The organism is Pedobacter folensis, from assembly GCF_056490665.1.
Genome location: NZ_JBWJIF010000004.1, coordinates 265,203 through 280,498, shown reverse-complemented (window position 1 = coordinate 280,498; position 15,296 = coordinate 265,203). Strand labels below are relative to the sequence as shown.

The following is a 15,296-nucleotide window of genomic DNA, read 5'->3' as shown; positions in this document are numbered from 1 at the left end:
CGGAGAAACCTACTAAAATAGATCTCTCCGTTTCACTACGCTGCAGTCGAGATGACGATCATACCTATAAGAAAAAAAAACATGAAAACATTATTTACGCTGCTGGCATGCTTTATCGCATGTGGGACTTCTTTTGCCCAAAAATTAAATAAACTTACGGGGAAAATTGTTGATGAAAAGACTGTTCCGGTATCGTTTGCGGTTGTTCGGGTGCTGCATTATCCAGATACCACCGTGGTTAAAAGCGTATCGACCAATATTGAAGGCGAGTTTGCAATTGATCAGCTAAAAAGCGGTGAATATGTGTTATCGGTTTCTATCGTCGGTTTTAAAAGTAAAAAGACCAGCCATTTTTCACTTAATGAAGACTTGAAATTACCTGCCATCACGATCGAAAATTTAAGCAAACAATTAAAAGAAGTGAGTGTGCAGGGCAAGAAACCTTTTATTGAACATCAGATTGATAAAATGGTATTGAATGTAGAAAATAGCATTATTGCAACAGGTGGCACGGCGCTCGAAATTTTGGAGAAGGCGCCGGGCGTTCAATTAGACAGGCAAAATGATCAGATTTTACTGAACAATAAATCGGGTGTTATGGTGATGATTGATGGGAAGAACAACTTTTTATCGAGTGCTAATTTAACGGTTTATTTAAATGGCTTAAGCAGTAGCCAGATTGCTACCATCGAAATTATTACTAACCCATCGGCTAAATACGATGCTGCCGGCAATGCAGGTATCATCAACATCAAATTAAAAAAGAACAAAGCATTTGGTACCAACGGAAATGTCTCGTCAACCTATCGCAATGCAATAAGAGCTAACTTGCCCACCAATATTTACGGATCGGAACTTAACTTCAATTTAAATCACCGGGTAGAAAAGTGGAATTTTTTCACCAATGCAAATGCGTCAAAAAATAATAATTTTTCGAATTTATTTTTAGAACGGAGCACCAATGCGAATGGCTTACAGAGCAATTTTAACCAGAATTTCCAGAAAATATATACTGGATCGCGGTTGGCTGCAAAATTAGGTGCAGATTATTATGCAGCTGAAAAAACAACAATAGGTGTGATGTTTGATGGCAGTACCAGTACACGTAAATTGGATAATTTCTCTCAAACCTTTATAAACGAAATTAAGGATGGAGTTGCCGGCAATAATTCGCTAATCCAATATTCTGATGCGAATACCCCAAACAAAAATTATAGCGCAAACTTTAATATCAGGCATGAATTTAAAAAAGAGGGTGCAAGTTTAAACTTTGATGCCGATTACTCTGGCTTTGATTACTCAGGACTGGAAAATTTTAACACCAATTTTTACGATGATAAGGGTGCTGTTTTTAAAAATACAGTGATTAGAAATAATAGTAAAACCGCTATTGATATTTATGCGGCAAAAACAGATTTTACCTGGCCGATATCAAAAACTACAAAGCTTGAAACAGGACTGAAAAGTGCTTATGTTAAAACCAATAACGATTTTCTTTCGTCAGCATTGGTCAACAACGAGTGGCAAAATGTTGTGGGGCAAAGCAATAATTTTATTTACAAAGAAAACGTAAATGCGGCCTATGCAAATTTATCGAAAGATTTGGGTAAGTGGCAGGTTCAGGCGGGTTTACGGGCAGAGTTTACACAATCAACCGGAACATCGGTAACCAATAATACATCGGTAAAACAACATTATTTATCGTTATTCCCAACGGTTTTTGTGAACCAGAAAATTTCTGAAAGCAGTAATCTGCGTTACACTTATGGCCGACGGATAGATCGGCCAAATTACCAGCAGTTAAATCCATTTAATTTTTATATGGATCCTTATACCATAGCACAGGGAAACCCATACTTAAAACCACAGTTTACCAATAATTTTGAGGTGAGTTACAATTACAAAAGCGGATTGTTTTTTTCATTGAGTTATGCTAAAACAAAAGATTTAATTTTAGATAGTAAAACCGCACAAAACGATAGCACCAGGATAGTTACCGTAGGGCAAGGCAATATTGGCAGCGGGCAATACTATTCGGCCGGGTTATCTGTTCCCGTAACCATTGCCAAATGGTGGAATTTGCAGAACAATTTTAGGGTTTCCTATAATAAATTTAACGATGATAATTTAGAAGGCGCCCCATTTGCTTTAAGTAAAGTGTTTTACAACTTCAATACTGTTAATTCTATTATTTTAGGGAATAACTGGGCATTAGAAACCAATTTCTGGTTAAACTCACCTAAAGTTAGGGGCTTAGAACGGACTACTATTTATCAGTATGCTTTAAATATAGGGGTGCAGAAAAGTTTCTTAAACAAAGCTTTAAAGGTGAAGCTAAATGTTGATGATATCTTTCAAACCAACTACTGGAAAGGAACACTCGATTACCAGAATGTGAATTTAAGGGTGCAGAATAATTACATCAGCAGAAGGGTATCTTTCAACATCAGTTATAGTTTTGGTAACCAAAATTTAAAATCAAACCAGGACCGGAAAACGGCGGCAGATGATATTAAAGGAAGGGCGGGAGGTTAGGTTTTTAGTCCTAAGTCTGGAGTCATCAGTCTGGAGTCGGAAGTCCGGGGTCGCGAGACCGAAGTCTGGGCGAAAAACTCAGTTCCGTTCGGGGTGTGTGTGTTAAATCCCCAATTAACCAATTTAAATAGTTAACCAATTAACCAACAAAAACATGAAAAATATAATCTATAGTATCGCAATTTTATTGACCGGCTTAGGTTATGGATGTCGTAACAGTGGTGGACATTTATCGCTAAGCATAATGGATAACAATACCGATTTTAAATTTGAAGCAAAGTATGCTGAAAATAAAACCGGTAAACTGGAAAAATACCTGGATAGTGCCTTGAACAATGAACTTCCGTTAGATCAGAATATCGATCTGTTCGTGAATTTAAACGGCAGCGATAAGTTTAACCTTAAAGCCAAAAAAGGCTGGTTAGTAATCGACTTCGATAAACGTAACAGTTCTTTGGCAGGTTATATGAAAGTGAAAAAACTTACTGAAGGCATTAAACAGCAATTAACGGAGTAAAGTGTTTAACCGCAAAAAGAAGGTGCATTAGGCATAAGGAGGGATTGTCTGCGTAAATCAGTGTGATCAGCGGGCAACCTTTACCGCCTTTTTCTCCCGCAGATTTAAGGTGATTAGCGCAGAGTTGCGAACCGAAGCCGTTGGATGTGCGGCGCGTAAAGAAATTTTTTGTCTGCGTAAATCAGTGTGATCAGCGGGCAACCCTAACCATCTCTTTCTCTCACAGATTTAAGGTGATTAGCGCAGAGTTAAGGGCAATCGTCATTGCCGCGCAGGCGGGAACCACGCAATACCCAAAGCTATTTCAACTTAATTATTCCATTCTCCTTTAGGATGATATCCTTTTCGCTCCAGTTGTATGTTCGTTTAAATTTTAGTTGTTTAATGTTCAGGTTATCGGCTAAGAGAATGTTTTTGGCCGAAGATCTATACAGATCGTATTGAAGCGGTGGCTCTGCCCATTCTAATGTGTATTGATAGGCATCTATAATTTTGTTATTCTGGTCTGTTTTGATAATCAGGATGTCGTGAAAATCTTTAATTGTTGTTGCTTCACCACCATTGTAAGCTTTACCTTTAAAGGTTGCCAGAAACTGATAATAATTAAAAGTTCCACTAATGGGTTCGAAAACAGGCATCATATTTTTAGTGTTGATGGCTCCTTTAGTATTTTCATCAATGGCATTCAGTTTTGAATAGTTAAAGTCGGCATTTTTAGCCTGCTTTTGAAGTACATAAACTGGTGTTGCTGTTAGTCCTGTTGCGGTTCCTACTTTGGTGTTTTCAAAAATGACCTGTACTGGTTTGGATTGACCGTAAGATAATGCTGCAGTAAGATTAAAAATGATGAGGGACGTTAGAAATGATTTCAATTTGGTTTAATTTATTTACCACAAGATAGGAATTTAGTAAGTTTTTCAGGCAATCAGTTAAACAATTAACCATATCAGAAATTTAAGGAACGCATAGCTAACGCAGTCGCTATTCAACCTTTGCCAAAAGCTACAAACCTTCCTAACTAAACCCGGCAGCAGCGATTCCGATTCTTCATCGGATTAGCGAATGGCGGGACTGCTTAACCCGAAAAGCACAGCACCCTTCATTTCCAAATCCTTTACCATTTCAAGCTGGCCTTTTCAGTTAAACCATTAACCCATAAATTAAATTCAAATAGTCATAAAAACGCCTTGATATTGTCACGATTACCCCTCATTCGCATAAGCCTTCCGCTGTAACTTTATCATCATCAAATCAATAGAAAACAAAATGAGAAAGATCAGAATAATGGAACATATCTCGCTTGATGGCGTAATGCAGCACGAAAACAGCGAGGATTTCGCACATGGCGGATGGACAACACCTTATCGGAGTGCAGAAGGTATGGCAGCCGTAATGGAGGCACAGGGCACTCACATCGATCTGCTGCTGGGCCGCCGTACCTACGATAGCTGGACACAGTTTTGGCCAAAGGCCGGTGATAATCCGATGGCGAACAGTTTAAATAAGGGCAAAAAATATATAGCCACCCATAGACCAGAAAGCCTTGAATGGGGGCCGGTTGAAGATTTAGGCAGTGATATCATTACACGTATTCGCGAACTCAAAGCAACAGATGGACCTGATCTTGTTTTGTATGGAAGTTCAACGGTAGTTGCGGTGTTATTGGAGCAGGGGCTGGTAGACGAGCTTGTACTAATAGTATACCCGGTATTGCTGGGCACAGGCAAACGCTTTTTTTCAGCTACTGCCGATCCGCGCGTACTGGCTTTTGTAAGCTCGAAGTCTACACCTACAGGTGTGCAGGTGAACACTTATCGGTATGTAGGGCAGCTGGGGAAGGGTTAGTTTAAAGTCCGGAGTCGGAAGTCGGAAGTCCGGAGTCTGGGATTCTAAAAAAGAACCCATTCGTCATTGCGAACGGAAGCCGGTCAGCTTATATTTTCTTCAATTCCTGATATGCTTAAATGTATTTGGTTTGTTATCCCCTTAAACAAAATCAACCGGAAATATTGATCGTTTCCGGTTGATTAAGCGATTTCTAACCTTAGGTTTCGAATATGAGCATTATTGCGATACGGGCAATTAATCTTTCACTAACCTTACTGCAGCGCCTGTGGTTTTACTATAATCGGTTACGCGCGGTTCGCTGTATTTGTTAAAATCGAGGTAGTAGGCAAAGCTGTCGCCACTCGATTTGGTACTGCTCGACCACCAGTAGCTTAACCATATCCCATACTTGAAAGACTGGCCACCACCATATTCATCGCCGCCTGCACTGCCATTGGTCAGTAAATTAAGACCCGATGAGTTATCGCCATTGCCATGTGCAAATTTGTACGAATCTTTGATGTCCCAGCCGGTAGTACCACGCATTTTTTTACCAGCTACCTTTTCTCCGCCTAAAGCCGAAATAAGGGTTAAAAATTCATTACTGCTGGGCACATGCCAGCCGGCCGGCGCCAATCCACGGCGATCGGTAACCGCATAAAAGTTGTACAGCTTTCCGTATTTCTTTTCATTACTGCTATCGAAATTAAGGTAACAATAAGCCGGAATCTTTTCCCTGCTTACTTTTTCCCATTCTTTTTGATTGGCCGCATAATAAATCTGCTCGCCGTTTCTATAGGTGCTTACGTTTAAATTGGTGCTTGTCCATACCTGGTTGCCAATTTTTACCGGACCTGTAATTTCTGGCGAAGCATTGTATATTTCTTTTAACTGCGCCGCTTGTGCTGCATTACAGCTCCAGACAAAGTTGGTCGGTTGTATGCCGCCGCTTCTTTTTAAACATTCTTTGGTCGCAATTGCATCAGCCTCTTCTTTCGTTTTCGCAATGCCCCAGCCAAATGCTGTACCCACATTACCATTTATGGTGCGGTAGGCGGCACAACCCGTACCCGAGTAGGTGAGTACAATACTGCAGGCGCCACCACGTTTATTGCATTCGGCAACTGCTCTTTTTTCGGCTTCGGCCAGGTTTGGCTGATCGAATGAAAAACCATAGTAAAAACCATTTGATCGGTCTATAGCTAAAGCGCCGTATTTGGTTTTAGCCGGAACAGCTGCTTTACTTGGCGATTTCTTTACCTGCGCCATCACACCTGATGCCATTACCAATAGCATAAGCCCTGATGCCATTGGGAGGAGTTTGTTTAATTTCATGCCCTGATTGTTTGTTTGTTGCAGGCAAATTTCCCAATCAGCCCACTTGGTCGCAATACCATTTACTGGGTATATTTTCGGATTAGTCAGAAGTCAGGAGACGGAGGTCCGAAGTTTGGGTTTCTAAAAGTGTTTCCATTCGTCATTGCGAACGGAAGGGCAGGATCGCGAGGTATACGCTTTTTTGCTCCTTTTCCTAACGCGATCGTCATGCTGAACTTGTTTCAGCATCTATTAAAAACGGTTTTATTAAAGCTTTAAGTTTTCAAGGCACAAGTCGGGCCTTTGCGTTGGCCAGGGCGCTAAGACTTGCGCTAGATGTTTGATAAGTTAGTCCGGAGTCGGAGGACCGGGGTCGGAAGTCTGTGCTTATAAAAATGAGCCAATTCGTCATGGCGAACGGAAGGGCAGGATGGTGAAGTAAACGCTTTTTTGCTTCTTTTCCTAAGGCGATCGTCATGCTGAACTTGTTTCAGCATCTATTAAAAACGGTTTTTATTAAAGCATTAAGTTTTCAAGGCACAAGTCGGGCCTTTGAATGGCCAGGGCGCTAAGACTTGCGCTAGATGTTGGAATATGAGATTGGTTTAGGATGCCTCAAAGATTATTTGACAATATAGAAATTGCCATTACCTAAGTTGACTAAATTTAAGTGCCTTCTTGATTTTTTGAATACATTAAAGTTAGCTATACTTAGTTCAAGGTGATCCACTTTTGTTTTGATGGTAACCTGAATAAGCAAATTAGTATCCTTCTTGCGAATATATCTCGCATCAAGTCCATTTCGAATCAATAACACTTCTTTTGATGTGGTAATAGTATCCAAATATGTTGAAATATAGATGTGTTTAAGATCTTTCCAATTACCTCTCTTTAACTCAGCAGTATGGTAATCTATGACTTCTTGAATCGAATGAAAAGATTTATTTTGACCGTAGCCTACAAAAGAAAATGAAAAACAGATTGTAAACAGAATTAACTTTAGCATTGTTAGCGAGTATCTAGAAACCAAGTATAATAAAAAAGGGCTGAATTGCTATGGTCCTTAAATCATATTAATCTAATGGCGGGTTCCCAACTCTCCCCTTTTTTATCCTATATTTATTCAACCAGACTTCTTAGCTCAGTTGGTAGAGCAACAGACTCTTAATCTGTGGGTCCAGGGTTCGAACCCCTGAGGGGTCACCATTTATTAAAGCATTAAATGGCCAGAGGGTCAATTTACAAAACATTACGCTCGGGCATAAAAAAACGCCCATACCTTTCGGCATGAGCGCGTTTGTTTGTTTATTTTCTTTAATTTTTTACATCAGCAGGGGCATTGGTGGTCGAATCTGCTGTAGAATCGGTATGGGTACTGTCAATCATCTTGCCGGTGTCCGTGTATTTGTATAGGCTATCTGCATTTTCCTGATCAGCTTTTTTACCGCTACAGGCCGATAAGGCCAAAGCAAAGGCAGCCACTAAGATTATTATTTTCGTTTTCATATCAAATGTTATTGGTGTATTTATACAATCCTTTTTAAAAGCAATTGTTTTGTTAATTGTTAAAAGAGGGATTTTGATTAGTCGGAAGTCGGGTGACCGAGGTCGGAAGTCTGGACGAATCAACGCTAGCATACGTCGATTTTTTTAACCGCAAAGGTCGGGCAGCGTAGAGCATAAATGACATGGAGAAGTAACCGCGCGGATATTTAAATTAGTTACAGAAGATACGTCATTGCGAACGGAAGGGTAGGGCTGTTGTGGTGGCGTGAAGCAATCTTTTTGGTCCGTTTTCAAAACTTCTCTCCGTAGTATTCAGCGCCGCGTCACTACGGAGTAATACGAACACGCAATTACGCTTCTAAACCCAAAGAACAAATCGGTATCTGGTTTTGTGTGGTATTTGCTATGCATGCATTATAAATCTATTATCTTTGCAGCTTTTATCGTTTGATCAGCATTCATTAACATATACATGGGCAAAAACAGCATCGGCTCTACCATTTCGTATTTCTTTTTAGGCGAGTACTTTTCTGATGCCCTTCGCACCACCATTACTGTGGTATTGCCCATTATTTTATTCTTTTACCTGGGTAATCCGGAGGCGGCCAAAGGAATAGGGGTTGGTGCTTTATTGATCAGTCTGACCGATTTGCCCGATAACCGCCTGAACAAACTTAAAACAGCCTTGTGGAGCATCATGGTCTTTTTTGGCACTACGCTGGTGGTATCGTCGGTTTTAGATCATGTTTACCTTACTGCGATTGTAGTGGTTATCGCGGCTTTCAGCTTTTCGATGTTTGCGGTATACGGGCAGAAACTCTCGCTGATTGGTACCATGGCGCTGATTGTGTGTACATTTGTAATGGGCCTTCACCCGGCGCGACCGCTGTATTTTAGCAGTTATATTTTGCTTGGCGGTGTTTGGTATTATGTGATCAGTTTGATCCAGATTTTAATCCGCCCTTATCGTTCGCTTCACCATGCTATTTTCGAATGCCTGATGAGCAGTGCGGTGTTTTTAAATGCCAAGGCCAGGAATTATGATGTGGATGTTCCGCTCGATCTGCAACAAAAAGAAGCTATAAAACTGCACATTAAGGTGAACCAAAAGCACGAGCTGATCCGCAACCTGTTGCTTACCGATAAATACGCCATGAACCCCGATAACCCCAAAGGACAGCTGTTGCTGGAAAGGGCAAGGTTACTAATTGATTTGTATGAACAGTTGAATGCCGTACATTACGATTATGCTTTGGTGCGCAAAACTTTGGCAACAGGCCCGAGCCTGAAACTGATTGCCAGCTTAATTGAATTGCTGGCCAAAGAGCTCGAGCAGCTGGGCAGGCACGTGCGGTCGGCCAAGGCTTATAAAGGTGAGGTGGCAACCAATATTGAGTATTACCAGAAACGCGTCATGTTATTGCAGGAGATGGAACGTTTAAACGAAAGCCAGCGTAAAATTGTGCTGAAGGTGGTTTCGAACATGAACGATATTGTACGCATTATCGAAATGATCAGGGGCAACGAGCGCACGCCCGAGAAACACTTACAAGAATTGAGCGGATCGATTTCATATCCCTTATTTATTACCGGCGACCGCTTTTCAATTAAAGAGCACCTGACTTTAAAATCGCCCATCTTCAGGTTCTCACTGCGGCTGGCCATCTGTTTCCTGTTTGGTTTTTTGCTAATCTGGCAGTTGGAGCCGAGTAAATACAGTTACTGGCTTTTCCTCACCCTGGTGATTGTGGCCCGGCCGAAGTTTTCGATTACCTGGAAACGGAATTTACAGCGTTTAAAAGGAAGCCTTGGCGGGGTGGTCATCGGACTGATCATCATCTATTTTGTGAAGAGTCCGGCGGTGCTGCTTTCTTTTTCGGTTATTTTTCTACTGGGCTTTTATGCCTTTAACCGCTTAAATTATACCGTAAGCGTGTTATTTATCACTCCTGCAGTAATTTTAACTTTAGGCAGTTACCAGGGGCATTTCGATCATATTGTGCACGACCGGATTATCTTCACCGTGCTGGGCTGTGTAATTGCCATTTTTGCCACTTATCTTTTTCCGATATGGGATAGCCGCCAGTTGAAAGCGAAAATAAGCAAAGCAACCAATGATAGTTTACATTATTTGCAGGTAGCGATAGAAAGGAAGGAAAACCTTGGCGAGAACATTTCGCGCATGGCCAGGAAAAATGCCAACCTGAGTTTATCGGCCTTAAGCGAGGCGATTGAGTCGGCCAGCCAGGAGCCCATGCGGAAACATATCGATTTTAACGGTTTGTATGGCGTACAGTCGACCATTTACCAGATCAATGCGATTATTACTTCTATATATCTTTCGCTTAACCATAAACCCGAACAGGCCGATCCGTTGCTGCTTAAGCAGATTGTGAGTAACCTCAGTAATGAAGCGGTATTAACAAATGATGCGATGGTACCGGATGTGATGGATGTCAATCATGATGACCATTCTACCAGGCAGAAACTGGCGCATATTGCAATGTTATCATTCGATTTCAGGAGGTTTAGTGCTGGTTTCCGGGGCTAATTTCATCTACTCCGCTATCTTTGACAGGCACCAATAGAATGATCGTCATTCCCGCTTAGGCGGGAATCTTAATGCAACCTACAAAACCTACCAAGGCATTACGATTATTCATATGCTTTCCTTTTTTCAGAGGCATTCATGAGCACTCCGGGGTTCCCAATCGAGTTGGGAATGACGATCTCCCGCAGCCTACGATTAGCAAAAAAATGTCATTTATATTGACTTTTATACAATAAATTAACCCTCAGGATGACGAACGCATTGAGATTCGCGATATCAGCGGGAAACCCTTATTCTTATTTGCTCCCGCAGATTAAGAAGATCGGCGCAGAAAATCAAGTTGATCAATTTTCAAGCGATACATTAGCTGTTTGAGCTTATATGAAACTTATATGCCTTAAATGGTTAAAGAAAAGATGATATTGTACTAATGATCACAGATTATTCGTTAATACTCCTAAAGAAACGCAGCCTGATGAAGCTCATCGTTTACCATTTAAACTGATTAGGTTTCGTTGTGGTAGCAATTCTTTGAAATTAAATTAATTGATTATTAATGTGTTACTATTCTTTTAGTTAATAAATGTTAATTATTTAGAATAATTCTAAATAAAGAGTTATATTTGTTCATCATTATATGTTTGGTTAGTTGATGATAGCAAGACCTGTTTGCCTGCATTACTCAATGCAGGCGAATCAGGCACTATTCCACAAAGTAATATTCCTCAAATTTCTTGATCGGCACACAGTCCCCTGAAGCAAGGTTTTGGTTAATCGGGCGTAATAAATTTGATTGAATCGATTGTAAAAAACAGGATATTGGTATATTGTGAGCCTCAGCTCCTGATGCGTATGAAAAAATCATTTTTAAGCCTCTATTTGATTGCTTTTTTAACTGTAACGGCCTTTGCCCAAAAGAAACCTAATTTTTGGGATGATGTACAAACCATTAAAAAGTACGATCAGATGTATAAACCACCAGTTCATCCGGTGTTGTTTGTAGGAAGTTCCTCCATTCGGAAATGGGACGACTGTACACAGATTTTTGCTAAATACAACGCATTGAACCGTGGAATAGGCGGTGCTGTAATTAACGACATTACCTATTATTTAAATGATGTTGTTTTTCCTTACCAACCTAAACAGATTGTACTGTATGTGGGAGAGAACGATTTACCAAGTGAAACGGTTACACCAGATACCGTTTTGAACCGTACCATCCATTTGTACCAGGCTATTAGGGCGAAATTGCCCACGGTGCCGATTGTTTATATTTCTATTAAACCAAGTCCGAGCAGGGATAAATTTAAAGCGAAGGCAGTAGCATCGAATGCATTGATCGAGAAATTTTTAGCGGGAGAGGCCAACACGAAATTTGTTAATATATATCCGCTGATGCTCACCAAAGACGGACAGCTTAGGCCAGAACTTTTTGTGGATGATATGTTGCATATGAATGCGGCGGGTTATGCGATCTGGCGAAAAGCAGTTGAACGGCATCTACTGAAGTAATTATTTTTCTTCTCAGCACTTAATGAACCAAAGGATTATTTACCATATAAGTGATATAAGAGCACATAAGCTTATGTGAATTAAATTTATTATGGGGAAAAAATCGCGCCACTTCCTCGAAAAGCATCATACTCTTTTTTCTGACCACCTTAGTCACCTGAGGGCACCTAAGGATTTGGTTTTATATTTTTATTACCCTGCCCCAAAAAACTAGCCCCGATTGAACGGTAAGCCCGGAGCGAGGTACGAGTGAGGACTTGTAGTGAAAGCGGGACCGGAACACACCGAAACACCACGGGTATTGCGCTTCAAAAAATAAGCATCATTGTTTTGTTTTACCGCCTTAGTCACCTGAGTACACCTAGGATTAGATTTTTATTCTACTCCCTAAAAATGGGCGACCTGGTTTAACAACAGCGCATAGTTGTATGTAAGGTTAATCGGAATTAAAATTATATATTTATTATTGCGTTCAAATCGTCCTCCTTTAGCCAGATGAATAAATTTCTAGTTGTTATCTTATTTTTTTTCGGTTACCATGTACATGCTCAGGACCTTTTGGGGATTCCGCAGATTGTAAATTACAATAACGAGCAGTATAATGCGGGGATGCAGAACTGGGATGTAAAGCAGGATAAAAACGGGGTGCTTTATTTTGGGAACAACGAGGGCCTGCTTACTTTTAACGGCCGCTACTGGAACCTGTTTCGCTTACCCAATTATACTTCTGTACGCTCCATCGGGATTGATTCTAAAAACCGGATTTATGTTGGCGGTCAGGATGAATTTGGTTTTTACTACCCCAATGAGAAGGGGATTTTAAAATATACTTCGCTTTTAGGCCTGCTGCCCGAAAACTTGCGCAAACTGGCCGATATATGGGACATTTCGATTATTCACGACGAAGTTTTTTTCAGATCGAACAATGCCATTCTGCACTATAAGGACGGTGTGGTTAAGAACTATAAACCCAGTAATGCCTGGCTTTTTATGGGTATAGCCAATAATAAGGTGTTTGCCCAATCGGAAGAGTCGGTGTTAATGGTTTATGAGCAGGAAATGTGGAAACCCTTTTGTGCTGATCCGGTTTTCAAGAAATCGTCTGTTACGGCTATTTTACCTTATAATGGCGATACTTTAATGGTTTCTACTTTAAAAGGTGGTTTTTTTCTGTTGATTAACCACCAGCTTAAACCGCTAAAAACCAGTCTCGATCATGTGTTTTTTAACGACCGGATTTATTTTGCCGATCGGATCAATCAAAACCTGTATGCAGTGGGTACTACCTCTGGCGGGGTGTACATTATGAACAAAAGTGGAGAACTGATTCAGAAATACAATTACAGGGAAGGTTTGCAGAACAATAACGTAAGGGGCATTCTGCAGGACAGGGATAAAAATATGTGGCTGGCTTTAGATGATGGGATTGCATATGTGGCCATCAATAGTGCCATTAAAAGTATTTTTCCTGACCGAAATAAACAGATTACGAGTTATGCTTTCAGAAAATTTGAGCAATCGGTTTACATCGGTACATCGAACGGTTTATATCGAACAAACGTTAATCCTGCTGCCAAAGACTTAAGTTATGCCACCGCGAATTTTGAAGAGGTAAAAAATACCAAAGGGCAGGTTTGGGGGCTTGATGAGATTAATAATCAATTGTTGCTGGCACATGAGGAGGGCACACTTTTGGTGCAGCATAATGTTGCGAAGCCGCTTTACAATTTGCCCGGTACCTGGTTGTACCAAACTTTAGACCGGGTTTATCCAAGCAGCGAGGTTATTGCGGGAACCTATTGGGGTTTACAACGACTAAGTTATAAGGATGGGCTATTTAGCAATGGCGGAAGAATAGATGGGATAAACGAACCGCTGCGGTTTATTGTAGCCGATAATAACAATCCTGATCATATCTGGGCATCGCATCCTTACCATGGGGTATATAAAATAGAATTGCAGCCCGATCATAAACGAGTACTGCGCACCACCATGTATACCGACCGTGATGGACTACCCTCTAAATTGTACAATTATGTATATCACATTAAGAACAGGGTGGTTATTGCTACGATAAACGGCGTTTATGAATATGATACTGCAAAGAAAAAATTTGTACGCCTAAAATTATTGGCCAACGCCATAAAAGGGATTTCGGTGCAGTATATGAAGGAGGATAACGACGGAAATATCTGGTTTGTAAGCAATAAGAAAGTGGGTGTTATTGATTTTAACCGGCCATCAGGCTCGAATCCTTTTAGTATTTTTTATCTGCCCGAATTAGATGGGAAAATAGTGGGTGGCTTCGAATCGATTTACCCCTTAGATAGTAAAAATATATTTATTGGTGCCAATAAAGGTGCCTATCATATCAATTATGAAAAGTACATCGAAAATATAACCAAACCCATTGTAGTGCTGGGGCAGATTAAACTGCTTGGTAAAAAAGACAGTTTGGTTTTTGGCGGCTATTTTGTAACTAAGGGAGTAATTTCGCCTAAACAGGACCAGCACGAAATACCAGAATACACCAATAACTTAAATTCCATGCATTTCGAATATTCCTCTACACTGTTCGAGCATGATAAAAACATTAAATTCAGTTATCAGCTGGTTGGTTTCGATAAGGAGTGGTCGGCATGGACTACAAAAAGTGAAAAGGATTATACCAATTTACCTGCCGGGAAATATACTTTCAATATTAAAGGAAGAACAGATATAGGCAATGAGTCGGAAGTGGTGGCTTATACTTTTGTTGTGCTGCCGGCCTGGTACAATACCATATGGATGAGGATTTTTTACCTGATTTTGATTGTGCTGTTAATCAGGTTGATTATCAGATGGCAAAAGCGGAAACACATTAAAGAGCAGGAGCGGATGAGTTACCTGCATCAACTGGAGCTGGACCGGAATGAAAAGGAAATTGTTAGGCTGCAGAACGAAAAGTTAGAGGCTGATGTAAACTACAAGAATAAAGAACTTTCCAGCATGACCATGCACCTGGTACAGCGGGGCAAGGTATTGGCCAAAATTAAAGAAGTGATATCGGCTGTCATTAAAAACCACGATATAAATGAGAGCTCACCTAGTTTCAGGCACCTGATCAGGCTGATCAGGGATGTGGAAAAGAAGGACCAGGAACTGGATCATTTAAGCGTTCACTTCAATCATGTAAACACCGAATTTTTTAATAAACTCAAAGACCTCTATCCGGATTTAAGTCAGAACGATTTAAAGTTTTGTGCCTACCTATCCATGAATCTTTCATCAAAAGAAATGGCGCAGCTGATGAATGTAACCATAAAAGCCATCGAAGTGGGCCGATATCGCTTAAGAAAGAAGCTTCAGCTCAAGCCTGAAACTAATTTATATGAGTTCCTGATTGATATTGCCCGTCAAAAAACACCTTAAACCGATGTTTTTGTTACAATAAAAAACATTTTTTGTTAAAACCAATTAAGTGTCTGATATTCAGTTATCTTGTATTTTCCTTGTAGGGCTTATGTAGGCCTAAAATTCTGTTTTTTAGGT

9 protein-coding genes and 1 tRNA gene are annotated in these 15,296 nt (G+C 40.4%); 7 read left to right on the top strand and 3 right to left on the bottom strand.

Annotated elements, in window-relative coordinates; all coding sequences use genetic code 11:
* Nucleotides 1–81: 81 nt before the first annotated feature.
* Nucleotides 82–2,535 (top strand): TonB-dependent receptor domain-containing protein, encoded by a 2,454-nt coding sequence (locus AC04QZ_RS20905; protein WP_478359323.1) that lies wholly within the window; start codon nt 82–84, stop codon nt 2,533–2,535.
* Between the two features lie 154 nt (nt 2,536–2,689).
* Nucleotides 2,690–3,052: a hypothetical protein gene (locus AC04QZ_RS20900; protein ID WP_478359322.1), complete on the top strand. Its 363-nt coding sequence runs from the start codon at nt 2,690–2,692 to the stop codon at nt 3,050–3,052.
* A gap of 299 nt (nt 3,053–3,351) precedes the next feature.
* Here the strand turns inward: AC04QZ_RS20900 and AC04QZ_RS20895 are convergent, their stop codons facing one another.
* Nucleotides 3,352–3,924 carry a hypothetical protein gene (locus AC04QZ_RS20895; protein ID WP_478359320.1) on the bottom strand — a complete coding sequence of 191 codons (573 nt, stop codon included), beginning with the start codon at nt 3,922–3,924 and terminating at the stop codon, nt 3,352–3,354.
* 394 nt (nt 3,925–4,318) lie between these two features.
* Here AC04QZ_RS20895 and AC04QZ_RS20890 point away from each other — a divergent pair, with 394 nt between their 5' ends.
* Nucleotides 4,319–4,897 (top strand): dihydrofolate reductase family protein, encoded by a 579-nt coding sequence (locus AC04QZ_RS20890; RefSeq protein WP_478359319.1) that lies wholly within the window; start codon nt 4,319–4,321, stop codon nt 4,895–4,897.
* 237 nt (nt 4,898–5,134) lie between these two features.
* Here the strand turns inward: AC04QZ_RS20890 and AC04QZ_RS20885 are convergent, their stop codons facing one another.
* A complete protein-coding gene (locus AC04QZ_RS20885) occupies nt 5,135–6,214 on the bottom strand; it encodes an FISUMP domain-containing protein (RefSeq protein ID WP_478359318.1) in 1,080 nt (359 codons plus the stop codon).
* Nucleotides 6,215–7,326: 1,112 nt separating this feature from the next.
* Here AC04QZ_RS20885 and AC04QZ_RS20880 point away from each other — a divergent pair.
* A tRNA-Lys gene (locus tag AC04QZ_RS20880) sits at nt 7,327–7,402 on the top strand.
* A 108-nt stretch (nt 7,403–7,510) separates the two neighbouring features.
* On the opposite strand, the gene AC04QZ_RS20875 is transcribed toward AC04QZ_RS20880, so the two are convergent.
* The gene (locus AC04QZ_RS20875) at nt 7,511–7,702 is read right to left on the bottom strand and encodes a hypothetical protein (RefSeq protein ID WP_478359317.1); all 192 of its coding nucleotides are present in this window, start codon (nt 7,700–7,702) and stop codon (nt 7,511–7,513) included.
* Nucleotides 7,703–8,174: 472 nt separating this feature from the next.
* Between AC04QZ_RS20875 and AC04QZ_RS20870 the strand changes: the two genes are divergently transcribed.
* The 3 genes from AC04QZ_RS20870 (at nt 8,175) to AC04QZ_RS20860 (ending at nt 15,176) form a co-directional block, all read left to right on the top strand.
* Nucleotides 8,175–10,253 carry an FUSC family protein gene (locus AC04QZ_RS20870; protein ID WP_478359316.1) on the top strand — a complete coding sequence of 693 codons (2,079 nt, stop codon included), beginning with the start codon at nt 8,175–8,177 and terminating at the stop codon, nt 10,251–10,253.
* An 852-nt stretch (nt 10,254–11,105) separates the two neighbouring features.
* Nucleotides 11,106–11,765, top strand: a complete 660-nt coding sequence (locus AC04QZ_RS20865) for a GDSL-type esterase/lipase family protein (protein WP_478359315.1) — start codon at nt 11,106–11,108, stop codon at nt 11,763–11,765.
* Nucleotides 11,766–12,260: 495 nt separating this feature from the next.
* Complete coding sequence (locus AC04QZ_RS20860; protein ID WP_478359314.1) at nt 12,261–15,176, top strand: ligand-binding sensor domain-containing protein; 2,916 nt, start codon at nt 12,261–12,263, stop codon at nt 15,174–15,176.
* Nucleotides 15,177–15,296 lie beyond the last annotated feature (120 nt).

What these genes read in the sequence shown, in the direction of transcription:
- AC04QZ_RS20905 (WP_478359323.1), top strand. Translation starts at nt 82, where the DNA reads ATGAAAACATTATTTACGCTGCTGGCATGCTTTATCGCATGTGGGACT.
- AC04QZ_RS20900 (WP_478359322.1), top strand. Translation starts at nt 2,690, where the DNA reads ATGAAAAATATAATCTATAGTATCGCAATTTTATTGACCGGCTTAGGT.
- AC04QZ_RS20890 (WP_478359319.1), top strand. Translation starts at nt 4,319, where the DNA reads ATGAGAAAGATCAGAATAATGGAACATATCTCGCTTGATGGCGTAATG.
- AC04QZ_RS20885 (WP_478359318.1), bottom strand. Translation starts at nt 6,214, where the DNA reads ATGAAATTAAACAAACTCCTCCCAATGGCATCAGGGCTTATGCTATTG.
- AC04QZ_RS20875 (WP_478359317.1), bottom strand. Translation starts at nt 7,702, where the DNA reads ATGAAAACGAAAATAATAATCTTAGTGGCTGCCTTTGCTTTGGCCTTA.
- AC04QZ_RS20870 (WP_478359316.1), top strand. Translation starts at nt 8,175, where the DNA reads ATGGGCAAAAACAGCATCGGCTCTACCATTTCGTATTTCTTTTTAGGC.
- AC04QZ_RS20865 (WP_478359315.1), top strand. Translation starts at nt 11,106, where the DNA reads ATGAAAAAATCATTTTTAAGCCTCTATTTGATTGCTTTTTTAACTGTA.
- AC04QZ_RS20860 (WP_478359314.1), top strand. Translation starts at nt 12,261, where the DNA reads ATGAATAAATTTCTAGTTGTTATCTTATTTTTTTTCGGTTACCATGTA.